This is a genomic window from Niveispirillum sp. (assembly GCF_052437035.1).
Taxonomy (GTDB): Bacteria; Pseudomonadota; Alphaproteobacteria; order Azospirillales; family Azospirillaceae; genus Niveispirillum.
In genome coordinates, this window is sequence record NZ_JBQVOH010000002.1 from 716,558 (window position 1) to 739,075 (window position 22,518).

Below are 22,518 nucleotides of genomic sequence, written 5' to 3' on the forward strand. Positions count from 1 at the left end.
GGCACTGAAGACTCATTCCAGCCAGTTGGGCACCGGCAATCCTTTTTCGCGCAGGAAGGCGGGATTGAACAGCTTCGATTGATAGCGTGAGCCGCCATCGCACAGGATGGTCACGATTGTGTGGCCCGGCCCCATCGCCTTGGCGACCTTGATGGCGGCACCCACATTGATGCCGCTGGATCCGCCCAGCACCAGACCTTCGTTTTTCAGAAGGTCGAAAACGATGGGCAGCGCTTCCTCATCCGTCACCTGAACGGCATCGTCGATGGGTGCATCGACCAGATTGGCCGTGACTCGGCCCTGGCCGATGCCTTCGGTGATGGAATTGCCCTCGGACTTCAGTTCGCCAGTCTTCTTCCAGGAGAACAGGGCGGATCCCATCGGGTCGGCCAGCACGATCTTCACATCCGGCCTGCGTTCCTTCAGCGCCAGCGCGATGCCGGCCAGCGTGCCGCCGGTGCCGGTGGCGCAGGTGAAGGCGTCGACCTTGCCGCCCAGCTGGTCGAAAATCTCCGGCCCTGTGGTGCGGCGATGGCCCTCACGGTTGGCCAGATTGTCGAACTGGTTGGCCCAAATGGCGCCGTTCGGCTCCGTCGCGGCCAGTTCCTCGGCAATGCGGCGGGAGACATGCACGTAATTGCCCGGATCCTTGAAGGGCACGGCAGGCACCAGCCGCAGGTCGGCCCCGCACAGGCGCAGCATGTCCTTCTTTTCCTGGCTCTGCGTTTCCGGCATCACGATGACGGTGCGGAAGCCCAGGGCATTGGCCACCAAGGCCAGACCGATGCCAGTATTGCCAGCGGTCCCTTCGACGATGGTGCCGCCGGGGCGCAGCTGCCCGCGCTCAATCGCGTCCTGAACGATGGCCAGGGCGGCGCGGTCCTTCACCGACCCGCCGGGGTTCAGGAATTCGGCCTTGCCATAGATGTCGCAACCCGTCAGGTCCGACGGGCCCTTCAGGCGGATCAGGGGGGTGCGACCGATGCTGTCCAGGAATCCGGTGCGTACGTCCACGGTAAATAACCTTGGTTTATGTGTGAAACTTGGGATCAAATATGGCGGTGGGGCTGCGGAATTACCAGGGGTGGTTCCGCACCGCAGATTATCGGTTGTTGCAATGCGGGGTGTAGAATTCCTTAAACCACACCTGCCTCACGTCGCAGCGCCTCGCGGTGGCGTGCGAACCAGGACAGGCCCAGAAGGGTGAAACCGCTGGGCACCCGGTTCTCATCCATCAGGGCAATCGCCTTCTCGGCGGGAACCAGATGGACGCGGATATCCTCCACCTCCTCCTCCACCCCATGGATGCCGCCAATGCCGGTGCTGTCTACAAGGCCCGCGAAGATCTCCACGATCTCTGTGCTGCCGCCGGGACTTGGCATCATGGAGTAGATCAGCCGGACATTATAAGGAACACACCCGGCCTCTTCCCCAGCCTCTCTGATGGCCACGTCAGCGGGGTCTTCGTCTGGTTTCACCATACCGGCGACAAATTCCAGAACCCATGGGGTTACGCCGGCCGCAAAGGCACCGATGCGGAACTGTTCGACCATGACCAGAACGTCGGCCTTTGGATCGTACAGGAGAATGGTAACCGCATGCCCGCGATAGCACACATCACGGTCAATCGTCGGTGTCATGCCGCCCGCGAACCGTTCATGACGTAGTTTCATGACAGAAAATTTCATGAAGCCGTCATGCCGGAAATCGTTTTCGGTTACCTCCACCCTGGTAGGGCTTTCCAAGCCGGGCAGGGGTGGGTGGATGGGAAGGCGGGTCATGAAGGATCCATCGGTTGGCAAATCACTTGCGCCGGCCCATGACCCCGGTCCAGCTTAGGGGCCGTACAGGTTAACTTGCCAAGGGCAGACGGGGGCCACGATGGCGCGCGTAACGCAGGATTTCAACTTCGCCGGTTCGACTGGGGCCACGCTTTCGGGGCGGATCGACCTGCCGGACGGGCATCCGGTGGCCACCGCGATCTTTGCCCACTGCTTTACCTGCAACAAGGATTACCACGCCTCGGCCCGAATCAGCCGGGGGCTGGCCGAACGCGGCTGGGCCGTTCTGCGTTTTGATTTCACAGGCCTGGGGGCCAGCGGCGGCGCCTTTGATGAGACGAATTTCTCCACCAATGTCGCCGACCTTCTGTCCGCCGCTGCCGCGCTGACGGTGGAGATATCGGCCCCGCGCCTGCTGATCGGGCACAGCCTGGGTGGAACGGCGGTGATGCGTGCGGCGCGGGACCTGCCATCGGTGGGGGCTGTCGTCACCGTCAATTCACCGTCCGGCCCGCACACCCTGCTGGCCAAGATTGCGGGCCGCGATGCGGAGATGCAGCGCGACGGGCGGGTGCAATTGAATGTCGGCGACCGGGAAATGCCGATCACGGCGGATTTCGTGACCGATGTCGCGCGCCATGACATGGCATCCGTCATCGGCGGTCTGGGCCGCCCGCTGCTGGTCCTGCATGATCCCAAGGACCCTGTGGTGCCGTTGGCGGAGGCCGACCGCATTATCGCGCTGGCCCAGCATCCGAAAAGCTTCGTGGCGCTGGATGGGGCCGGGCATCTGGTGGCCGATCAGCGCAATACGGCTTTCGTGGCCGAGCTGGTCGATGGCTGGGCCCGCCGTGCCCTGCGCCTGGACGCCGCCAATGCGCCCAAGCCGGTGGGGGCGGAACATGAAGGCCCCGTCACCGTCGCGGAGACGGGAGAGAGCACCTTCCATAATCTGGTGACGGCGGCGGGCATCCGCTTCACCGCGGATGAACCGACGCATGTGGGCGGTACGGGTCTTGGCCCGAACCCCTATGAGCTGCTGCAGGCCGCGCTGGGTGCCTGCACCTCCATGACGATCCGCATGTACGCCAACCGCAAGAACCTGCCCCTGACCCGCGTCTCCGTGGTCGTCAGCCATGAAAAGCGCGACCCGCAGGAGGGGGAGGTGACGGAGAATGCGGGCGGCAAGGTCGATCATTTCACCCGCACCATCACGCTGGAAGGCAAGCTGGACGAGGCACAGCGCCAACGCCTGCTGGAAATCGCCGGCAATTGCCCCGTTCACCGCACCCTGCGCAGCCGGGCCAACATTGACAGCCTTCTGGCCTGAAGGTCACGGGGAACCCTCCTTCCTTCGCTGCCGTTGTTTGAGCGGACAGAGAAGGGAGGAGCGGGTTATGGGCATCCGGACCGATCATGAATTGGAGAATGCTGTTCAAGAGTACCAACGGCTGCGCAATGCTCCTGAAGGCTCCGACAGTGCGGCCCGCAGAGAGGCCCTGAACGCCGATATCCAGACCTATTATCATCAACATCAGCAGAACCTTCGCCCGGCTAAGCCGCGCACAGAGCTGCTGCCCAACGGCTGATCCCCGTGCTCTCCCTTTGCAATCCATGCGGCGCAGCATAGGATATGGGTCTGTTACCGAGGGGGAGAGGGCGATCTTGCGTCGCGGCGATAATTGCTACAGCTGCCGGTTCTGGGTGGGGCATGGGGTGCGGGAACGTGGACCGAAGGGCACATGCCGCCGGTATCCGCCCGTCGTGACGGACCGCTATCCATCGGGCGCCATGCCGACCACCAATTTCACCGACTGGTGCGGGGAATGGCAGCGCAATGCCGGTGTGCGGGAGGCACCGGAACCCGAAATACCAGGCAACTCTACATTGTATGATGATATGTGACCCGTGGTGGTGTCAAAACACACAATTGTCTGTGTAGCTGTCTGCCTATGAAACTGGATATAGGCCGCTCTTTACCCGTTGCGCGAACGTTCAGGTTGGTGCGTACTTAATGCCATCCAGGTTGCAGTGGCAGCCGCTTTCATATGGATAGAACGTGGATCTGCGTGGTTCGGGTATACGGACAGGGAAAAAGGGGCGGTTGGCTCTCGGGCTTTCCGTGCTGACATGTCTGATGTCTGCTGTTGCCGTGCACGCCCAGCAGGCCCGTAAGCCGGAACCGCCGCTGCTTTTGCTGACGGAGCCCAATCCGCCGGTCAATTTTACTGATCCCCTGACCGGGCAGATCATCGGCCTTGCCGCCGACAAGGTCCGCCTGATCATGCAGGAAACGGGATTGGCGCATGAGATGCGCATCATGCCCTGGCCGGAGGCGCAGGCCATGGTCGACAGCACCCCCAATGCCTGCATCTTTCTGATGAACCTCACCGATGAACGGCGGCCCAATTATCAATGGGTGGTGCCATTGATGGAGGGGGGCTGGGCTCTCTTTGCGCCGCTGGGCTTTCAACGGCGGATCAATGGCCCGTCGGACCTGTCCGGTCTGCGGATCGCGGTGCAGGGTGGCGCGGCGGTGGAGAAACATCTGATCGAGCTGACCCGCGACGTGCCCAACGTTACCCTTGTGGCGCAGGAGGGGGCTGCGGAAATCGGCAGCATTTTCAATGGCAAGGCCGACCTGTATGCGGGTGGTGCCTGGGCGGCCCCGTATCAGGCGCGGCAGGTTGATATGCCCGTCCGCATGGTCATGCGGCTCACACGCTCAATCGGCGCCATGGCCTGTAACAAGAAGGTGCCGGCCCCTACGATCGCGCGCATGCAGAAGGCGTTGGATACGATCATCGCCGATGGCAGGGCGGGTGCCGTGGAGCGGCGGTACAGTACGCCCGGCTCGTGGGGCGGATGGGGGCAGGACCGTCGTCCGCCCTCCTGACGGCTGTAGCGCGGTCAGGTCCAGTCGATACACATCAAAAGCTTGTCCACGCGCTGTCCGTCACTGGCTAGCGGCAGGCACAGCCAGTGGAAATTGCGGTAGCTGCGGCTCAACCACCACAGGTTCTCTTCCCCACCCAGCGGGCATGCGCGGCGGCGCACCGTTTCCAACCGGCGGAACCAGCCGGCAAAGGCGGAGCCCAGCAATTCATCATCCAGAACGCGGCCTGTCAGTTCCTGGCCCAACCCCTCCACCACCGCCGTGCCTGCGAGGCGGCAACGATACTGACCATTTGTATAGTCAAGGATCAGGATATAGGGAAGAAGACCCGGTATATCACCTGGGTGGATATGTTGACGTCCGGGTATCACCCCTTCTGCGCCAATTCCAGACCAGTAGTCCTGAAATTCACGCAGCCGGCTTGTTGCCGGTATTGGCGGCGGCACAGGGGGTGATCGCTGCAATAATTTGAACATGGCTGTTTCCAATCCCGTTTGGAGGAACCATGACCCTGTTCCACCCCCTGGGCAACTAACCGTAGGGTCAGGAATGGTCCTTTGCCCGGCAAACTATGCGGGAGGATAGGCATGCGTTCCGGACATGAGGCGAGGGGCCAGGAATGCGAACGAAGTGAGAACAAACCCCTTGATGTTCACATTTTGTTCTGACATTGTGGCCTCACGAAAACGAAGGAGGCTCACATGAACCGCGTTGCTTACGTTCGTGATTTCCTGGCCATCACCGGCTTCTTCGGTACCATGTATGCGTGGTTCGTGGTCGGCGCCGCCCTGGGGGCGTGACGATCCCATCCGGCCCATCACGCACCGATGACGCGGCCGCTGTTTCTCAATTGGTTTCCTGGATGGCGCGTCAGCCGTTCCGGTCGATATGCTCCCGCACAGCGGAAAACACCGCCTGGAACATCTCGGTGGTCAGACGCCCGGTGTTCGTGTTGTAGCGGGAACAGTGATAACTGTCGAAAAGCACAACCTTGTCCCGCACGTCATGGCGCGCGCCGTGGCCGAAGGCGAAGTGTGCCGGACGGCGGCCCAGTGCCGTCAGCGTGCTGGCATGAGAGACGGTGCCCAGCGTCACAATGGCGCGCAGGTTGCCCATGGCGGCGATTTCGTCTGTCAGGAAATTCCGGCAGGTGGCAATCTCCGCCGGTGTCGGCTTGTTCTCCGGCGGGACGCATCGGGCGGCGTTGGTCAGGCGGGTGTCGATCAGTTGCACCCCGTCATCGGGCCGCTTGTCATAGGTGCCGGTGGCAAAGCCGAAACGGATCAGCGTGTCATACAGAAGATCGCCGGCATAATCGCCCGTGAAGGGACGGCCCGTTTGATTGGCCCCGTGCAGGCCAGGTGCCAGACCCACGATCAGCAGCCGTCCGTCCAGCGTGCCGAAGGCCGGGACGGGCGCGTTGTGATAGGTGGGGAAGGCGGCGCGGTTACGGGCGCGGAATTCCGCCAGACGCGGGCACAGGCCGCAATCGCGCCCCGGCACCGCCGGTTGGCCGCCCGACGCCATCACCACCTTAACCGCCTGCCGTACCGCCATGACCCGCCCCATGAACCCTGTTGATTACTGCTCTGGGGTTATGGGTTGATTGAGGCCTGGTCAAGGGGAACCACGGTTCCGTCCAGTTATGTTCCCGCACCAATACCCGATTTTATGCCGGGCCGCCCTGCGTGCCCGGCTGTTGTGTCATGGGGACGGGTGCCTATAATCCGGCGCTTTCCGGAAACGTCGCATGGAACGACAGGGGAGCCGGCAGCCGTGACCTTCGATATCACCCGCGACAGCCAGGGCACGCCCGTGCCCGTCGGTATCATCATGGGCAGCCAGTCCGACTGGGTCACCATGAAGCATGCGGCCACGGTCCTGACGGACCTGGGCGTGCCGTTCGAAACGCGGATCGTGTCGGCCCACCGCACGCCGCAGCGGCTTTATGATTATGCTACCTCCGCCAAGGAGCGGGGGATCAAGGTGATCATTGCCGGGGCCGGCGGTGCGGCACATTTGCCGGGCATGGCGGCGGCGATGACCACGCTGCCCGTGCTGGGCGTGCCGGTGGAAAGCCACGCGCTGAAGGGTCAGGACAGCCTTCTGTCCATCGTGCAGATGCCGGGCGGCGTGCCTGTCGGCACGCTGGCCATCGGTAGGGCCGGGGCCATCAATGCCGGCCTGCTGGCCGCTTCCATCCTGTCCCTGTCGGATGCGCGCCTGGATGCCGCACTGACCGCGTGGCGTGCCAAGGCGACGGATGCCGTGGCCCTGGTGCCCGTTGACGAACCCGTCTGATCCAACTGGCCTTGCCTGAAGGAACAAAGACCATGACCGTGATCCCCCCCGGCTCCATCATCGGCATCCTGGGTGCCGGCCAGTTGGGCCGCATGACGGCGCTGGCCGCCGCCCGCCTGGGCTACCGCGTGCATGTCTTCGCGCCTGAAAGCATGGACAGTTCCTGTGGTCAGGTCGTGGCCTATCATACCCAGGCCGGCTGGCATGACTTGCGCGCCCTGGCCCGTTTCGCGGATGACGTCGATGTCATCACGCTGGAATGGGAGAATGTGCCCACCTATGCCGTTGACTTCCTGGCCCGCCATGTCGGCGTGCATCCCGGTTCCAACGTCCTGTCGGTGGCGCAGGATCGGGTAGCGGAGAAAAGCTTCGCCAACAAGCTGGGCATCGGCACCGCGCCCTTCCGCGCCGTCCGCACCCTGGATGAGTTGAAGCAGGCGGTGGCGGAGATCGGTCTGCCTGCCATCCTGAAATCCACCCGCATGGGCTATGACGGCAAGGGGCAGTTGCGCCTGAACCCCGGCGATGACCTGTCCGGCGCCTTTGACGCCATCGGCAGCGATGAGGCGATCCTGGAAGGGTTCGTGGATTTCGAGCGGGAGATTTCGGTCGTCACGGCGCGCCGCGCCGATGGCACCATCCTGTCCTATCCGCCCGTGGAGAACCGGCACAAGTCGGGCATCCTGGACACCACCATTGTGCCTGCCGGCATCACGCCCGAAATCGCCGCCGAGGCTGTGCGCGTGGCGGAGCTGCTGGCCGCCGAACTGCATGTGGTCGGCCTGCTGGCGGTGGAGATGTTCGTGACGCGGGATGGCCGTGTCCTGGTCAATGAAATGGCCCCGCGCCCCCACAATTCCGGCCACTGGACCATCGATTTCGCCGAAACCAGCCAGTTCGAACAGTTGGTCCGCGCCATCTGCGGTCTGCCGCTGGGTGCGGTTGGTGTCACGGCCCCGTGCGTCATGACCAACCTGATCGGCGATGATATCGACGGGTGGGAGGCGATGCTGGCCGAACCCGGCGCCCGCCTGCATCTCTATGGCAAGGGTGAGGCGCGGCCCGGTCGCAAGATGGGGCATGTGACGCGGCCAGCCTGATGGCCCTTGTCAGCCTGTCTGTGATAGTGCGCACAGCCGTTCCGGATATCACCATTGCGGCGATCTTCGCGTCCGCAGCAATGTCACAGCAAGAAAATGGAATTCATCCCCGCAAACCCTTGTCATGCTGAAAGCTGACCGGATTTGTTGGGGTGGAGGATTCCATGGGTGGGCGCCATGTCGGCCGCGCTGTTTTGCTGGCGGCTGGACTGTCAGGATTGATTGTGCTGCCCGGATGCGGGCCGGGCGGACAGCAGGCGGGCGGGCCGCCATCGGCGGCACCGCAGGTCGTCGTCTCCCAGCCCGTGAAGAAGAATGTCCAGGAATGGGATGAATATACGGGTCGCTTCGCCGCCGTGGAGGAGGTGGAGATCCGGGCCCGTGTCAGCGGCTATCTGACGGCAGTGAATTTCCAGGACGGGCAGATCGTCTTCAAGGGCGACCCGCTATTCGTGATCGATCCGCGCCCCTATCAGGCGGCGGCGGATATCGCGCGCGCCGGGGTGGCGCAGGCGCAATCCTCGGTGCAACTGGCCCAGCGGGAACTGGACCGCGCCCGCGATTTGCGGCAGACCCAGGCGGTGTCGCAGGCGGTATTGGATACCCGATCCCAGCAGCTTCAGAACGCGCAGGCACAGTTGCTGGCGGCGCAGGCACAGGTGCGGGCCGCGGAACTGGACCTAGAATTCACGGCGGTGAAGGCGCCTGTCACGGGCCGCGTCTCCAACCACCGCGTCTCTGTCGGCAATCTGGTCAGCGGCGGGTCGGCGCAATCGACCCTGCTGACCACCATCGTGTCGCTGGACCCGATCCATTTCTATTTCGATGCCGATCAGGCCTCCTACCTGCGCTACACGCGGCAATCCCGGTCCGGCGAACGGGCCAGCAGCCGCGACAATCCCAACCCCGTCATCCTGGCCCTGCCGGATGAGAAGGATTTTGGGCATAAGGGCCATATCGATTTCGTCGATAACCAGATCGATGACGGCACCGGCACCATCCGGGCCCGCGCGGTTTTCGACAATCCCGACATGGTGCTGACGCCCGGCATGTTCGCCCGCCTGCGGCTGGTGGGGCGGCCCAGCTATGACGGGCTGCTGCTGCCCGATGCTGCCATTGGCACCGATCAGAACCGGCGCTTCGTCTATGTCCTGGACAAGGATAACAAGGCAACCTATCGCGGTGTGACCACCGGCCCCCTGATCGACGGGCTGCGCGTCATCCGCGACGGGCTGATGGAAACCGACAAGGTGGTGGTGGGCGGCTTGCAGCGGGTGAAGCCCGGTGCCGCCGTCACCCCGGTTGAACAGCCCATCACCGCCGCGGCGGGAGGCACGCCATGAAGATCGGTCGTTTCTTCATCGACCGCCCGGTCTTTGCCGTTGTCCTGTCGGTCCTGCTGATCGCCGTTGGCGCCATCGCCTATTTCACCCTGCCGGTCACGCAGTATCCGGAGGTGGTGCCGCCCACGGTCACCGTGAATGCCCGCTATCCTGGTGCCAATGCCCAGACGGTGGCCAACACGGTCGCCGCCCCGATCGAGCAGGAGGTGAACGGGGTGGAGGGCATGCTGTACATGTCCTCCAACTCCACCAGCGACGGTCAGATGAACCTGACCATCACCTTCAAGCTGGGTACCGATCTGGATAAGGCGCAGGTGCTGGTTCAGAACCGTGTCGCGGTGGCGGAACCGCGCCTGCCGGAGGAGGTGCGCCGCAACGGTGTGGTGACGCGCAAGGACAGCCCCGACCTGATGATGGTTGTGCATTTGCTGTCGCCCGATAACACCTATGACCAGCTTTACATTTCCAACTACGCCCTGTTGCGGGTGCGTGATGTGCTGAACCGGCTGGACGGCATCGGCAATATCAACCTGTTCGGTGCGCGTGATTATTCCATGCGTGTCTGGCTGGACCCGCAGAAGATCGCGTCGCTGAACCTGACGGCGGGGGAGGTGGTGGCCGCCATCCAGCAGCAGAATGTGCAGGTGGCGGGTGGTGGCCTGGGGCAGCCGCCGCTGGACAATCCCCGCGATTATCAGCTGAACATCACCCTTCAGGGCCGCCTGACCGAACCGCAGGAGTTTGAGGGCATCATCGTCAAGCATGGCGAGGATGGCCGTATCGTGCGGTTGAAGGATGTGGCTCGGGTGGAACTGGGTGCCCGCGATTATGTCACCAATTCCTTCCTGGATGGAAAGCCGGCGGTGGTGCTGGCCATTTCACAGCTTCCCGGCTCCAACGCCCTGGAAACGGCGGCGCGGGTGCGTGAAGCAGTGGCGACACTGGCCAAGGATTTTCCGCCCGGCCTGGAATATCGCATCGTCTATGACACGACCGGTTTCATTGCCGAGAGTATCCATGAACTGATCAAGACCATCGGCGAGGCCATGGTGCTGGTGGTTCTGGTGGTGATGCTGTTCCTGCAGCGCTGGCGGGCGGCCATCATCCCTGTGCTGGCCATCCCGGTATCGCTGATCGGTACCTTCGCGGTGATGTCGGCGTTGGGCTATTCGGTCAATAACCTGACCCTGTTTGGGCTGGTGCTGGCCGTCGGCATCGTGGTCGATGACGCCATCGTGGTGGTGGAGAATGTGGAGCGCAATCTGGCACTGGGCCATTCTCCCATCGAAAGTGCGCGCATCACGATGGATGAGGTGGGCGGGGCGCTGGTTTCCATCGCCCTGGTCCTCTCGGCAGTCTTTATCCCGACGGCTTTCATCGAAGGCATCCAGGGTGCGTTTTACCGGCAGTTCGCGGTGACCATCGCGGCGGCCACCATCATTTCCGCCTTCAACTCCCTGACCTTGTCGCCGGCCCTGTGTGCCCTGCTGCTGCGGCCCCATACGGAAGGGCATCAGGCGGCGACGGCACGGCTGGCGGCGGTGTCGGCCTTGGTCGACCGCTTCTTCGCGGGTTTCAACCGGCTGTTCGACCGGATGGCCGATGGCTACGGCCGGCTGGTGGCACGCATCACGCACCTGACGCCCCTGGTCGTGGGTGTCTATGTGCTGCTGATTGCCGCCACCGGCTTCCTGTTCACCCGCATTCCCGGCGGCTTCATACCGGCGCTGGATCAGGGCTATCTGATCATGGCGATCCAGACGCCGGAAGGCACCTCGCTGGCCAATACCACCAAGGTGCTTCAGAAAGCGGCGCAGATTGCGCGGGAAACGCCGGGCATTGCGCATACGGTGCAGTTCGCGGGCTTTTCCGGTGCCACCCGTACCATTGCGCCCAATGCCGGGGCCATCTTCACGCCCCTCGACCCGTTTGAGGAGCGCTTGCCCAAGGGTCAGACGGCGGTGGCCGTGTTGCAGAACCTGCAAAAGCGGGTGGCCATGGCCATTCCCGAGGCCTTGATCTTCGTGGTGCCGCCGCCGCCCATCCGGGGTCTGGGGACATCCGGCGGCTTCACCTTGCGCGTGCAGGACCTCGCCAGCGCCGGACCGGCGGCCCTGGAACAGGCGACCTGGGCCCTGGCCATGGCGGGCAATCAGGTGCCGGGCCTGATCAATGTCTTCACGCCGTTCAGCGCGCGGGCACCGCAGGTCTATCTGGATGTCGACCGGGTCAAGGCACAGATGCTGGGCGTGCCCATGACATCGGTGTTTCAGACTCTGGGCATCTATCTCGGCTCTGCTTATGTCAATGATACCAACCTGTTCGGGCGAACCTTTCAGGTAACGGCGCAGGCCGATGGCCCCTTCCGTCTGGACCCGGAGAATATCGGGCGGCTGGAGACGCGCAATGACAAGGGCCAGATGGTGCAGCTGGGTTCCTTTGTCGATTTCCGCTTCGTCACGGGGCCGGACCGCGTGCTGCGCTACAACCTTTATCCGGCGGCGGAATTGCAGGGCAACAACTTGCCTGGCGTCAGTTCCGGCACCGCCATCAAGGCGATGGAGCAGGCGGCAGCGACGGCCCTGCCACCGGGGTTCAAGGCGGAATGGACCGACCTGTCCTATCAGGAGAAGAATACGGGCAATTCCGCCCTCTATATCTTCCCGCTCTGCGTCTTCTTCGTCTTCCTGGTGCTGGCGGCGCAGTATGAAAGCTGGTCCCTGCCGTTTGCCATCCTGCTGATCGTGCCCATGTGCCTGTTGTCGGCGGTGGCGGGGCTGATGATGCGGGGGATGGATAACAACATCCTGGCCCAGATCGGCTTTGTCGTGCTGGTCGGTCTGGCGTCGAAGAACGCCATCCTGATCGTGGAGTTCGCCCGGCAGTTGGAGGCCGAAGGCCGCAATCGCTATGACGCGGTGATCGAGGCCTGCCGTCTGCGTCTGCGTCCCATCCTGATGACCTCGTTCGCCTTCATCCTGGGCGTGGTGCCCTTGATGATCGCGACGGGGGCAGGGGCGGAGATGCGGCAGAGCCTGGGCACGGCCGTGTTCTTCGGCATGCTGGGCGTCACCTTCTTCGGCCTGCTGTTCACGCCCGTCTTCTATGTCGTCATCCGGCGTCTGGCCGGACGGGATAGAGCGATGACTGTGTAAAGCAAAAAGGGGGCGTCCATCGGACGCCCCCTTTGATCTCTTATCCCCGAAGAAAAGCCTGACCTTAATCCTTGCGCTTGGTCAGGCTTTCCATCTGCGTCTGCAACTCGTCCAGGCGCTTTTGCAGCTCGGAGAACTTATCCTCCGCCCGGGGCTTGGCCTCCGGTGACGTCGCAGGTGCGGCATCGGCCATGGGCACGCCGCCACCTTCAGCGTTGAAAGGGCTGAACATGCGCATGGCGCGTTCGAACAGGGCGATGTTCTGCTTGCTCATCTCCTCGAACCCGCCGAAGGGGAACATGCTCCCGAACGTGTTCTGGAAATAATCCTTCATCTTGTCCTGGTTGCCCGTGAACGACTTCATCGAGTGTTCCAGGTAGCGCGGCACAAGCCACTGCATATTGTCGCCATAGAAGCTGATCAGCTGGCGCAGGAACGGGATGGGCAGCAGGTTCTGCCCCTTCGATTCCTCTTCCACGATGATCTGCGTCAGCACCGAGCGGGTGATGTCATCACCGGTCTTGGCGTCATAGACCACGAAATCGGTCCCGTCCTTCACCATCTGGCAAAGGTGGTCCAGGGTCACGTAGCTGCTGGTCGCCGTGTTGTACAGCCGGCGGTTGGCGTACTTCTTGATGGTGACCGGTGCGGGCTTGGTGTCTTCTTTTTCAGCCATTTGGCGTCGCTTCCCCCGGACAATGCTGCGAACCGTTATATCAAGGAGTACGTCATTACGCGGTCGCAGCGCAAGCCTTCCGCAATGCCGAACGTTGAAAGCGTAACTATTGTTCTGCGACCATACCGGTATGATCTATGCTGAACAGCAGGCGGGGACCAGTCCGGCCCCGCGCCCTTGGATGGGAATGCGATGGTGAGTGAACGCGACGAACCACCCGCGATGGAGGATCTGGCCCGGCGTTTTCTGGACCTGTGGCAGGACCAGTGGGCCGCGGTCTGTGCCGATCCGACCGTGGCCGACAGCATGGCACGGACCATGACGGCCTTCGGCCAGACGGCGCTGACAATCAATGGCATGTTGGAACAGACCCTGGGATCGGCCACGGCCGTGAACCCCTGGGCGGACATGATGAAATCGCTGTGGCCCATGGCGGCGGCGGCGAAGGGGGCGGAAACCCATGACGAACGCCAGGAAAAGGCCCGAACCGCCGGGACCCAAACCACTGCGCCAGGGGCCGCGTCCCCTGGGCCTGCATCTGGGGATGGGGACGGCGCTGTTGCTGAGCTCGCCGGCCGCATTGCCGCTCTTGAACGCGAACTGGCCGCATTGGCACCCGACGGTGCGCCAGACGGCGGAAAATCTGCGCCGCGACCTGCGCCAAAACCTCGCGCAAAGCGCAAGCCGGCCGCCAAACCCGCCTGACGCACCCCTGCCGACGGAGGTCTTCGCGCCCTTCGCCGTGGCGGTGGATCGGGAGATGCGGCGGCGACTCGACCGGTTTCTGACCGGCCTGGAACGTTACCGCCACCATCCCTATCAGCGTGATATCAACGACGCCCCCACCGTCTGGTGCGAAGGCGCCACCCGGCTGCTGGAAGTGGGACAGACGGGAAGGCCCGTGCTGTTCGTCCCGTCCCTGGTCAATCGCGGCTACATCCTGGATCTGTCCTGGCGCAAAAGCCTGCTACGCTGGCTGGCTGGGCAGGGGGGCGATGCGGCGGGTGGCGGCGGCATCCGGCCTTTCCTGCTTGAATGGGGGTATCCGGGGGCCGTGGAGCGGGGATACAGCCTGTCTGACGTGGTGGCGGGCCGCCTGATCCGTGCGCTGGAGGCAACTTGCGCCCGTGTCGGCGGGCCGGTGACCCTGGTCGGCTATTGCATGGGCGGGCTGCTGGCGCTGGGGGCGGCCCTGCGCCGGCCCGACCTTGTGTCGGGTTACGTGGCGCTGGCCACGCCCTGGGATTTCCATGCCGATGATGCGGCGGCGGCGCAGCGTACGGCGGCCCTGATCAACCCGTTTGATCCCGTCATGCGGATGCTCGGCGAACTACCGGTGGATGCGGTGCAGACCCTGTTCGCCACGCTGGACCCGCTGCTAGCCTATAAGAAATTCAGCCGCTTTGCCGCCATGGATATGGCCAGCGATGAAGCGGACGATTTCGTGGCGCTGGAGGATTGGCTGAATGACGGCGTGACCCTGCCATCGGCCATCGCGCGCGAATGCCTGACGGGCTGGTATGGAGAGAATACGACCGGTCGGGGCGAATGGCGCGTGGCCGACGCGGCGGTCCGGCCCCAGGCGCTCACCTGCCGTTCTCTGGTGATTGTGCCGGCCCGTGACCGTATCGTGCCCCCGGCCTCTGCTGCCGCCCTGGGCAGCGCCATGCCCGGTGCCACTGTCTGGCAGCCATCGCTGGGCCATATCGGCATGGTGGTCAGCGGCGGTGCCAAGGCCAAGGTCTGGGCGCCGTTGAGGGATTGGCTGCTGGAAGGAAATTGACACAGTCATCAACGCCCGTCGACGCCGCCGTCAGTTCCCCTTACACTGCCCTGCGGATGGTGATGGGAATGATGCAACCTATGAAATTCAAAAAGTTGCTGTAATTTCCTCACCTCAAATCTTATAACGATTCGGGAATCGCCTTTCTTGTCCCTGCGTTCTGCCCCTGTCCCCCTGCTTTTGCTGCTGCCGGCCTTGCTGGCGGCACCTGTTCTGGCGCAGGAGAAGAAGCCCGATCCGACCAAGCAGTTGCAGCAGGTTGAACGCGATCTGAAGGAAGCGGACAAGGCCAAGGCGGAGCTGGACGCCAAGGCGGAACAGCTGGAAAAGGACCTGGCCGACCTGCGCGCCCGCGCCATCGAGGCCGCGGATCAGCAGCGGACCCAGGCCGACGAACTGGCCCGGCTGGAAGGTGCCCTGGGTGAGTTGGGGACGGAAGAAAAGGCCCGGCTGGAGAAGATCGAGGCTGACCGTGCCGCCCTGGCCGATCTGCTGGGCGCGTTGCAGCGTCTGTCGCGCCTGCCGCCGGATACCATGATCGCCGCCCCGCAATCGCCCAGCGATACCGTGAAAAGCGCGCTGCTGCTGCGCTCCGCCGTGCCGGAGCTGAAGACCCGCGCCGATGCGCTGGCCAAGGAACTGCAAGGGCTGGTCGATCTGCGCCGGCAACTGGCTGAACAGAAGGACAAGGCCGCCCGCGCTGCCGAGAGCCTGACCCTGCGTCAGAAGGATCTGGCCACACTGGTGGCCAAGCGCGAGGAACTGTCGAAGACGACGGACAGCGAGCGGGCGCGGCTGGCGACCCAGATGGCGTCCCTGGCCGATAAGGCCGGCGATCTGAAGGAACTGATCGAAAAGATCGAGGCGGAGCGCAAGGCCGCCGCTGCCCGCAAGGCGGAGGCCGACAGACAACGTCAGGCCAAGCTTGAGGCCGACCGGGAGCAGCGGGCCCGTGACAAGGTTGCTGGCCTGAAGCGTGCCCCGCAGGAGCCACAATCGGCGGGAATCCTGGGCGGCATGGTGGCACCCGTCAGCGGCAAGGTGGTCCGGCGATATGGACAGACCGACGATGTGGGGGCCACCAGCCGGGGCCTGACCTATAGCGGCCGTGCCGGGGGGCCTGTGGTGGCGCCGGCCGATGGCGCCGTGATGTTCGCAGGACCGTTCAAGGGCTACGGGCTTCTCTTGATCCTTGAACATTCCAACGGATATCATTCGCTTCTGTCCGGGCTGGGGCGTATTGACGCTCAGGTTGGACAGCGCGTGCTGGGCGGGGAGCCGGTGGGACTTCTGTCGGGGGATGGGGACCCGACATTGTATTATGAGCTGCGGCGCGGTGGTCAGCCGGTCAACCCCGCGCGCGGCCTTGCAGTCTCCGACGGCAAAGGACAAGGTTGAACATGAGCAAGCTCTTCTCCACTGCCGCCATCGCGGCCCTGCTGGCCTTCTCCGCTCCCCTCGGCGTGACGGCGGATGCCCTGGCGCGTGAGCCGCTGAAGTCGGAAACCTATAAGCAACTGGACCTTTTCGCCGACGTGTTCGAGCGGGTGCGGTCCGAGTATGTGGAAGAGGTGACAGACGAGCAGCTGATCGAGGCGGCCATCGATGGCATGCTGACCTCGCTCGATCCGCATTCCTCCTACCTGAACAAGAAGAACTTCGCCGATATGCGGGTGCAGACCCGGGGCGAGTTCGGGGGCCTGGGCATTGAGGTGACGACGGAGAATGGCTTCGTCAAGGTCATCTCCCCCATGGATGACACGCCCGCCGCCCGCGCCGGCGTGCAGCCCGGCGATTTCATCACCCATCTGAATGAGGAGCCGATTGTCGGCCTGTCCCTGAATGAGGCGGTGGAGAAGATGCGCGGCCCCGTGGGCAGCGACATCAAGGTGACCATCCGCCGTGCCAGCGTGGCCGAACCAATCCAGCTGAGCCTGACCCGCGCCAGCATCAAGGTGCAGTCCGTTCGGTTTCGGGCCGAGGACAATGTCGGCTATATCCGCATCTCCAGCTTCAACGAGCAGACGCAGCCCGGTCTGGACAAGGCCATGGCCAAGCTGAAGGAACAGCTGGGGCCGAAGCTGATCGGCTATGTGCTGGACCTGCGCAACAATCCTGGCGGTCTGCTGGATCAGGCTGTTTCGGTGTCCGACACATTCCTGGATAAGGGCCGCGAGATCGTGTCCACCCGTGGGCGCGGCGGCAAGGAAGGTGATCGGTATACGGCAAAGCCCGGTGACGTAGCGGACGGCCTGCCCGTCGTGGTGCTGATCAATGGCGGATCGGCTTCTGCCTCGGAAATCGTGGCCGGTGCGCTGCAAGACCATAAGCGCGCCATCGTGATGGGCACGCAGAGCTTCGGCAAGGGATCGGTCCAGACCATCATCCCGTTGCAGGGGCAGCAGAGCGCCATGCGCCTGACCACCTCGCGCTATTACACCCCGTCGGGTAAATCGATCCAGCAGTTGGGCATCACTCCGGATATCGAGGTTCAGCCCGCCAAGATCGAGGAACTGGCCGCTGCCGGTCAGCGCCGGCGGGAGGCCGACCTGCCCAACGCCCTGCGCAACACCGATCAGGGCGCGGCAAAGCCTGCACCGGCGACGGCACCCGGTGCGGCGGCGCAGCCGCCCGCCACCCCGTCTGCGGCAGCGCCGGTCCCTGCGGCCACGTCCGTCGCGGCCAATAACAATGCTGACGCGCCGCCCGTGGATTATCAGCTGGCACGTGCCGTCGATCTGCTGCGGGGGGTGTCGATGTTCAACCAGCCCAAGCACACCAATTAACCCGCAAAGCATCTGAACCGTGGCCTTGTTCCCGCTCGCCAGGAAGAAAAAAAAGGAAGCCGACCCGGCGGACGGCGGAAGTGCCGCCGTGTTGGCGTCCCGTCTGGGGGCCAAGCGGGAGAAGCCGGCCAAGACGCATGACCGCGCTGCCAAGAAGGATCGCAAACGCTGGTCCTTTGGCCGCAAAGGCAAGAAGGCCAAGGGCGGTGATGACCAGGATCTGTCCTTCATGGCGGATGACGGCGGGGCAGCGGACGATGAAGGCGGTGACGCGCCGGTAAAGGCGGCGCGCAAGTTGCCGAAGCCATCGCCGCCGGCTGTCGCCGCAATGGTCCTGGTTCTGGCGCTGGCCGGCACCGCCGGCTGGCTGGCGATTGAGGCCCCGCATACGATGGAGCGGCTGGAGGCGGCGCGCGGCCTGGGACGGTCGGTCCCGGTTGTGCTGCCGGATGGCAGCCCGCGTTTTGCCGATGCGGCGGAGGCTGCGCCGGCGGAAGATGTGCCGCTGGACCCGGTGGACATGCCGGTCACCCTGCAACCGTCGCGCAATGATCAGTTGCTGGAACGGCTGCGCGTGGGCCGGGTGCCCCGCATGGCGGCGGATGGCACCACGCCCTGGCAATATTACGCGCGTCCTTTCCCCCAGGATGACAAGCGCCCACGCATTGCCATCGTCGTGACGGGCCTGGGACAGGCAGCGGCGGCCACGCATGAGGCCATCGACCGGCTACCGGGTGCCGTCACCTTCGCCTTCACCCCATCGGGGGAGAATTTGCAGGCGCAGGTGGATGAGGCGCGGGGCAAGGGGCACGAAGTGTTGCTATCGGTACCGATGCAGCCGCTGGGCTATCCCGCCAATGATCCGGGCCCCAACACGCTTCTGTCCAACCTGTCGGACGAGGAGAATGCGCGGCGTCTGGAGGCCAGTCTGGCGGCCTTTACCGGCTATGTCGGGGTGACCTCGAAGACCGATAGTGGCACTGATTTCCTGACCCAGCGGGAGAGCCTGCGCGGCGTGCTGTTGCAGGTGCAGCGCCGGGGTCTGGTCTACCTTGACCTATGGCAGGTGTCGGGCAGCAAGGCGGCCTCTGTCGCCAAGGAACTGTCGCTGCCCCGCGCCATCAGTGATTTGCAGATAGACCGCATCCCGTCCAGCATCGGCATCGACGCGCAACTGGCGCAGCTGGAGCGGTTGGCGCAGGCCAATGGCGTTGCTGTGGGATTTGTGGAAGTGACAAACCCCGTCAGCCTGGAACGCCTGTCGGCATGGTCCGCCAGCCTGCGCGACCGTGGGATTGTTCTGGCCCCGGTCACAGCCATCGTGAACCGGCAGGCGGATCGCTAAGACATCAGGCGCCCGTGGGCCGCTGCATCATCATGGCCTTGGAGACAACCAGGGCAATATTCTCCCCATCCACCTCAAATGATTTGTTGGCGGTGCGGGGCAGGGGGATTTTGATCTTGCGGCAGAACACGATCAGCATGGCCGCGATCTCGTTTTCATCCATTTCCACTTCGCGATAGGTACTGGACCCCATGGCCTGTACCTTGACGCCGAGTATCAGCGGATCAGCCCCCCGGATGACGATAGGACCCAGCAGTCCCGGCGGCTGCTTGGTTGGAAACAGTTCGCGATAGGTTTTCACGGCTTCCCGGATGGCTTCCGGGGAAAACATGATGTGGCGGCTGTCGACGATCATTGGGGGCAGTATTTCCGGTCAGGCAATGAATGGAACGAATGTCGCAGACCAAGGTCGGGGATGAATCCACACATACGTTCCGGTGATTCTAGGCACAGAATGCGGCGTCGTGATCTCCGGTTTTTCTATCCCAATCGTACAGGTCGATCCATAAGCGGATGGGAATAGACTACCAGGGATCACTACCCCAAGCGGAAAAATATGGGGAGGCTACAAAATGTCCGGTCGATATCAGGCCATGCATGAACGGTCCCTGTCGGACCCGACAGGTTTCTGGGCGGATGCTGCGCGGGCCATCGATTGGGATGTCTTCCCAACCACCATCCTGGATGACAGCGACAAGCCCTTCTACCGCTGGTATCGCGGCGGTCGGCTGAATATCTGCCATAATGCCCTGGACCGGCATGTGGCGGGCGGGCGGGCGGAACAGGCCGCCCTGATCTATGACAGCCCCGTAACGGGTGTGAAGCAGACCCTGACCTATGCCCAATTGCTGGACAAGGTCGCGCGCTTTGCCGGCGTGCTGCGTGACCTGGGCGTGGGCAAGGGTGACCGCGTCATCATCTATATGCCCATGATCCCGGAGGCGGTGGTGGGCATGCTGGCCTGCGCCCGCATCGGGGCGGTGCATTCGGTGGTGTTTGGCGGCTTTGCCCCGCACGAACTGGCGACGCGCATCAATGATGCCACGCCCAAGGCCATCCTGTCTGCCTCCTGTGGGATCGAGGGGGCGAAGGTCCTCGCCTACAAGCCCATGCTGGACGCCGCCATCGACCAGGCCAGCCACAAGCCCGACCATTGCGTGATCTTCCAGCGTCCGCAGGCACTGGCCAGCCTGATCCCCGGACGTGACATCAATTGGGATGAGTCTGCCGCCACTGCCGAGCCGGCGGCCTGTGTGGCGGTGGAGGCCACGGACCCGCTTTATGTGCTCTACACCTCCGGCACGACGGGGCAGCCCAAGGGGGTGGTGAGGGATACTGGCGGTTATGCCGTCGCCCTGAAATGGACCATGGAGCATTTCTATGGCGTGAAGCCGGGGGAGGTATTCTGGGCCGCCAGTGATGTGGGCTGGGTCGTCGGGCACAGCTATATCGTCTATGGCCCGCTGCTGCATGGCTGCACCACACTGGTTTACGAAGGAAAGCCCGTCGCCACGCCCGATGCTGGCGCCTTCTGGCGGGTGATATCGGAGCATAAGGTGGCGGTGCAGTTCACGGCCCCTACCGCGTTCCGTGCCATCAAGCGGGAGGACCCGAACGGCGAGCTGCTGGGCCAGTATGACATGTCCTGCCTGCGCGCTCTGTTCCTGGCTGGTGAGCGTTCTGATCCCGATACGCTGAACTGGGCCGAAACCCATCTGAAGGTGCCGGTCATCGATCATTGGTGGCAGACGGAAACCGGCTGGCCGGTGGCGGGCAATCCGTTGGGTATCGACCTGATGAAGGTGAAATATGGCAGCACCGCTGTCCCGCTACCCGGCTGGGACATCCGTGTGCTGGCACCGGACGGGACGGAGGTGAAGCGGGGCGATATCGGCGCCATCGTGGCCAAACTGCCCCTGCCGCCGGGCACACTGCCGACCCTGTGGAATGCGCGTGACCGCTTCTTCAAAAGCTATCTGGCCGACTTTCCCGGCTATTACCAGACGTCGGATGCCGGCTTCATCGATGAGGATGGCTATATCTATGTCATGGCCCGCACCGATGACATCATCAATGTCGCGGGCCATCGCCTCTCGACAGGAGCGATGGAGGAGGTGCTGTCCGGCCATCCGGACGTGGCGGAATGCGCCGTGATCGGCGTGGCCGACGACCTGAAAGGCCAATTGCCGCTGGGCTTTGTCGTGTTGAAGCGTGGTGTGGACCGGCCCCATGCCGACATCATCAAGGAAGTGGTGAAGAAGGTGCGCGACGAAATCGGCCCCGTCGCCGCCTTCAAACAGGCCCTGGTGGTGGAGCGTTTGCCGAAGACACGGTCGGGCAAGATCCTGCGTGGTACCATGCAGAAGATCGCCGACAGCGAGACTTGGAAGATGCCGGCCACCATCGATGATCCCGCCATTCTGGGTGAGATCGGTGAGGCGCTGAAATCCGCTGGCTATGCGAAAGGATAGGACAAGGGGTGCGTTAATTCGGCAACAATGATGACGATTTCTTTACGGTTATCGTTGTCATGCCGACAAGCCCGGTTGACCGGGCCGCCCCGCGCACATAGGGTCGCCTTGCTCGTTCGGCAGAGTTGAACGGGTGGGGCTTCAGGGAAACGGGTAAAAAATAGAGGGCCGCCAACGTAGCGGCCCTCTTTTTATTTGGTACTGCTGTCAGCCCTGATATCAGGCCGCAACCGCCGTCGTGGTCGCCGGCAGGGCGGCGGGCGTCAGATTGCTAATCTGAATGGTACGGGGCTTCATGGCCTCCGGCACCTCACGCACCAGCTCGATATGCAGCAGGCCGTTTTCCAGCGCGGCATTGTTCACGCGGATATGGTCGGCCAACTGGAAACGGCGTTCAAAGGCGCGGCCGGCGATGCCGCGATGCAGGAAGGTGCCAGCCTGCTGCTCCTTGGCCTTGCCCTGCACGATCAGCAGGTTGGGGTGGGCGGTGATCTCCAGATCACCCAGGCCGAAACCGGCAACCGCCATGGTGATGCGGTAATTATCGTCGCCCAGCTTTTCGATATTGTACGGGGGGTAGGCGTTCTGGCTGTTATCCTCGCCGTTCAGCGCGCTTTCCAGCAGGCGCGTCACACGGTCGAAACCGACGGTGGAACGGAACAGCGGCGACAGATCATAGCTACGCATAGGTATCCTCCAAGAGCGATACGTTTAAGGTGCGGGGTTCCCGACATCGGCCAACCCCTTGGTTTAGTGAAGATTTCCGACCCCGGTCACGGGCGCCGTCCTCACACTGCAAGACTTAAGAAACGTCCAGCCCCCCTTCAAGGGGCCATATTCAAAAAAATTGGTCACATGCCGGAAAGGCGCGGAAAAGGCCC

The 22,518-nt window shown here is 63.4% G+C and carries 21 protein-coding genes; 14 read left to right on the forward strand and 7 right to left on the reverse strand.

All coding sequences use genetic code 11. The features are described 5' to 3' along the window. Window positions 1-12: 12 nt before the first annotated feature. Window positions 13-1,014, reverse strand: coding sequence for a cysteine synthase A (locus ACT6Q8_RS08455; protein ID WP_444733182.1), 1,002 nt, complete (start codon window positions 1,012-1,014; stop codon window positions 13-15). Between the two features lie 122 nt (window positions 1,015-1,136). After that, window positions 1,137-1,781 carry an NUDIX domain-containing protein gene (locus ACT6Q8_RS08460; RefSeq protein ID WP_054169513.1) on the reverse strand — a complete coding sequence of 215 codons (645 nt, stop codon included), beginning with the start codon at window positions 1,779-1,781 and terminating at the stop codon, window positions 1,137-1,139. Window positions 1,782-1,881: 100 nt separating this feature from the next. Between ACT6Q8_RS08460 and ACT6Q8_RS08465 the strand changes: the two genes are divergently transcribed. From ACT6Q8_RS08465 to ACT6Q8_RS08480, 4 genes are all read left to right on the forward strand, one after another. Further along, window positions 1,882-3,111 (forward strand): bifunctional alpha/beta hydrolase/OsmC family protein, encoded by a 1,230-nt coding sequence (locus ACT6Q8_RS08465; protein ID WP_444733183.1) that lies wholly within the window; start codon window positions 1,882-1,884, stop codon window positions 3,109-3,111. A 67-nt stretch (window positions 3,112-3,178) separates the two neighbouring features. Further along, a complete protein-coding gene (locus ACT6Q8_RS08470) occupies window positions 3,179-3,370 on the forward strand; it encodes a hypothetical protein (RefSeq protein WP_444733184.1) in 192 nt (63 codons plus the stop codon). Window positions 3,371-3,446: 76 nt separating this feature from the next. Then, entirely contained in the window at window positions 3,447-3,686 is a 240-nt protein-coding gene (locus tag ACT6Q8_RS08475) for a hypothetical protein (protein WP_054169510.1), read from the forward strand. Between the two features lie 232 nt (window positions 3,687-3,918). Then, window positions 3,919-4,677, forward strand: a complete 759-nt coding sequence (locus ACT6Q8_RS08480) for a substrate-binding periplasmic protein (protein ID WP_054169509.1) — start codon at window positions 3,919-3,921, stop codon at window positions 4,675-4,677. Window positions 4,678-4,691: 14 nt separating this feature from the next. Here the strand turns inward: ACT6Q8_RS08480 and ACT6Q8_RS08485 are convergent, their stop codons facing one another. Further along, entirely contained in the window at window positions 4,692-5,153 is a 462-nt protein-coding gene (locus ACT6Q8_RS08485) for a PAS domain-containing protein (RefSeq protein ID WP_444733185.1), read from the reverse strand. 394 nt (window positions 5,154-5,547) lie between these two features. After that, window positions 5,548-6,234: a uracil-DNA glycosylase gene (locus ACT6Q8_RS08490; RefSeq protein ID WP_444733186.1), complete on the reverse strand. Its 687-nt coding sequence runs from the start codon at window positions 6,232-6,234 to the stop codon at window positions 5,548-5,550. Window positions 6,235-6,510: 276 nt separating this feature from the next. Between ACT6Q8_RS08490 and purE the strand changes: the two genes are divergently transcribed. The 4 genes from purE (at window position 6,511) to ACT6Q8_RS08510 (ending at window position 12,576) form a co-directional block, all read left to right on the forward strand. Continuing rightward, a complete protein-coding gene (gene purE / locus ACT6Q8_RS08495; protein ID WP_444733297.1) occupies window positions 6,511-6,978 on the forward strand; it encodes a 5-(carboxyamino)imidazole ribonucleotide mutase in 468 nt (155 codons plus the stop codon). A gap of 32 nt (window positions 6,979-7,010) precedes the next feature. Continuing rightward, complete coding sequence (locus ACT6Q8_RS08500; protein WP_444733187.1) at window positions 7,011-8,078, forward strand: 5-(carboxyamino)imidazole ribonucleotide synthase; 1,068 nt, start codon at window positions 7,011-7,013, stop codon at window positions 8,076-8,078. A 164-nt stretch (window positions 8,079-8,242) separates the two neighbouring features. Further along, window positions 8,243-9,421: an efflux RND transporter periplasmic adaptor subunit gene (locus ACT6Q8_RS08505; protein ID WP_444733188.1), complete on the forward strand. Its 1,179-nt coding sequence runs from the start codon at window positions 8,243-8,245 to the stop codon at window positions 9,419-9,421. Then, on the forward strand, window positions 9,418-12,576 hold the full coding sequence (locus ACT6Q8_RS08510) for an efflux RND transporter permease subunit (protein WP_054169505.1): 3,159 nt from the start codon (window positions 9,418-9,420) through the stop codon (window positions 12,574-12,576). The genes ACT6Q8_RS08505 and ACT6Q8_RS08510 overlap by 4 nt, the downstream gene beginning before the upstream one ends. A gap of 64 nt (window positions 12,577-12,640) precedes the next feature. On the opposite strand, the gene phaR is transcribed toward ACT6Q8_RS08510, so the two are convergent. Next, window positions 12,641-13,252 carry a polyhydroxyalkanoate synthesis repressor PhaR gene (gene phaR, locus ACT6Q8_RS08515; protein WP_444733189.1) on the reverse strand — a complete coding sequence of 204 codons (612 nt, stop codon included), beginning with the start codon at window positions 13,250-13,252 and terminating at the stop codon, window positions 12,641-12,643. Window positions 13,253-13,474: 222 nt separating this feature from the next. Between phaR and ACT6Q8_RS08520 the strand changes: the two genes are divergently transcribed. The 5 genes from ACT6Q8_RS08520 to ACT6Q8_RS08540 all read left to right on the forward strand — a co-directional run bounded on the left by ACT6Q8_RS08520 (window position 13,475) and on the right by ACT6Q8_RS08540 (window position 19,166). Beyond that, entirely contained in the window at window positions 13,475-13,957 is a 483-nt protein-coding gene (locus ACT6Q8_RS08520; RefSeq protein WP_444733190.1) for a hypothetical protein, read from the forward strand. Between the two features lie 55 nt (window positions 13,958-14,012). Next, window positions 14,013-15,035, forward strand: a complete 1,023-nt coding sequence (locus tag ACT6Q8_RS08525) for an alpha/beta fold hydrolase (protein ID WP_444733191.1) — start codon at window positions 14,013-14,015, stop codon at window positions 15,033-15,035. 147 nt (window positions 15,036-15,182) lie between these two features. Further along, entirely contained in the window at window positions 15,183-16,433 is a 1,251-nt protein-coding gene (locus ACT6Q8_RS08530) for a murein hydrolase activator EnvC family protein (RefSeq protein WP_444733192.1), read from the forward strand. A 2-nt stretch (window positions 16,434-16,435) separates the two neighbouring features. Further along, window positions 16,436-17,821: a S41 family peptidase gene (locus tag ACT6Q8_RS08535; RefSeq protein ID WP_444733193.1), complete on the forward strand. Its 1,386-nt coding sequence runs from the start codon at window positions 16,436-16,438 to the stop codon at window positions 17,819-17,821. An 88-nt stretch (window positions 17,822-17,909) separates the two neighbouring features. Further along, window positions 17,910-19,166 (forward strand): divergent polysaccharide deacetylase family protein, encoded by a 1,257-nt coding sequence (locus ACT6Q8_RS08540; protein WP_156344766.1) that lies wholly within the window; start codon window positions 17,910-17,912, stop codon window positions 19,164-19,166. Window positions 19,167-19,170: 4 nt separating this feature from the next. Here the strand turns inward: ACT6Q8_RS08540 and ACT6Q8_RS08545 are convergent, their stop codons facing one another. Further along, window positions 19,171-19,521 (reverse strand): hypothetical protein, encoded by a 351-nt coding sequence (locus ACT6Q8_RS08545; RefSeq protein ID WP_054169499.1) that lies wholly within the window; start codon window positions 19,519-19,521, stop codon window positions 19,171-19,173. A 217-nt stretch (window positions 19,522-19,738) separates the two neighbouring features. On the opposite strand from ACT6Q8_RS08545, the gene ACT6Q8_RS08550 reads away from it, so the two are divergent. After that, complete coding sequence (locus tag ACT6Q8_RS08550; protein ID WP_444733194.1) at window positions 19,739-21,637, forward strand: propionyl-CoA synthetase; 1,899 nt, start codon at window positions 19,739-19,741, stop codon at window positions 21,635-21,637. 219 nt (window positions 21,638-21,856) lie between these two features. Here ACT6Q8_RS08550 and ACT6Q8_RS08555 read toward each other — a convergent pair whose 3' ends face one another. After that, entirely contained in the window at window positions 21,857-22,324 is a 468-nt protein-coding gene (locus ACT6Q8_RS08555) for an Hsp20 family protein (protein WP_054169497.1), read from the reverse strand. Window positions 22,325-22,518: the final 194 nt, after the last annotated feature.

Coding starts and splice junctions, on each gene's coding strand:
- ACT6Q8_RS08525 (WP_444733191.1), top strand. CDS start 14,013: ATGCGGCGGCGACTCGACCGGTTTCTGACCGGCCTGGAACGTTACCGC.
- purE (WP_444733297.1), top strand. CDS start 6,511: ATGGGCAGCCAGTCCGACTGGGTCACCATGAAGCATGCGGCCACGGTC.
- ACT6Q8_RS08460 (WP_054169513.1), bottom strand. CDS start 1,781: ATGACCCGCCTTCCCATCCACCCACCCCTGCCCGGCTTGGAAAGCCCT.
- ACT6Q8_RS08535 (WP_444733193.1), top strand. CDS start 16,436: ATGAGCAAGCTCTTCTCCACTGCCGCCATCGCGGCCCTGCTGGCCTTC.
- ACT6Q8_RS08470 (WP_444733184.1), top strand. CDS start 3,179: ATGGGCATCCGGACCGATCATGAATTGGAGAATGCTGTTCAAGAGTAC.
- ACT6Q8_RS08555 (WP_054169497.1), bottom strand. CDS start 22,324: ATGCGTAGCTATGATCTGTCGCCGCTGTTCCGTTCCACCGTCGGTTTC.
- ACT6Q8_RS08510 (WP_054169505.1), top strand. CDS start 9,418: ATGAAGATCGGTCGTTTCTTCATCGACCGCCCGGTCTTTGCCGTTGTC.
- ACT6Q8_RS08465 (WP_444733183.1), top strand. CDS start 1,882: ATGGCGCGCGTAACGCAGGATTTCAACTTCGCCGGTTCGACTGGGGCC.
- ACT6Q8_RS08550 (WP_444733194.1), top strand. CDS start 19,739: ATGTCCGGTCGATATCAGGCCATGCATGAACGGTCCCTGTCGGACCCG.
- ACT6Q8_RS08505 (WP_444733188.1), top strand. CDS start 8,243: ATGGGTGGGCGCCATGTCGGCCGCGCTGTTTTGCTGGCGGCTGGACTG.
- ACT6Q8_RS08490 (WP_444733186.1), bottom strand. CDS start 6,234: ATGGCGGTACGGCAGGCGGTTAAGGTGGTGATGGCGTCGGGCGGCCAA.
- ACT6Q8_RS08520 (WP_444733190.1), top strand. CDS start 13,475: ATGGAGGATCTGGCCCGGCGTTTTCTGGACCTGTGGCAGGACCAGTGG.
- ACT6Q8_RS08545 (WP_054169499.1), bottom strand. CDS start 19,521: ATGATCGTCGACAGCCGCCACATCATGTTTTCCCCGGAAGCCATCCGG.
- ACT6Q8_RS08500 (WP_444733187.1), top strand. CDS start 7,011: ATGACCGTGATCCCCCCCGGCTCCATCATCGGCATCCTGGGTGCCGGC.
- ACT6Q8_RS08485 (WP_444733185.1), bottom strand. CDS start 5,153: ATGTTCAAATTATTGCAGCGATCACCCCCTGTGCCGCCGCCAATACCG.
- phaR (WP_444733189.1), bottom strand. CDS start 13,252: ATGGCTGAAAAAGAAGACACCAAGCCCGCACCGGTCACCATCAAGAAG.
- ACT6Q8_RS08480 (WP_054169509.1), top strand. CDS start 3,919: ATGTCTGCTGTTGCCGTGCACGCCCAGCAGGCCCGTAAGCCGGAACCG.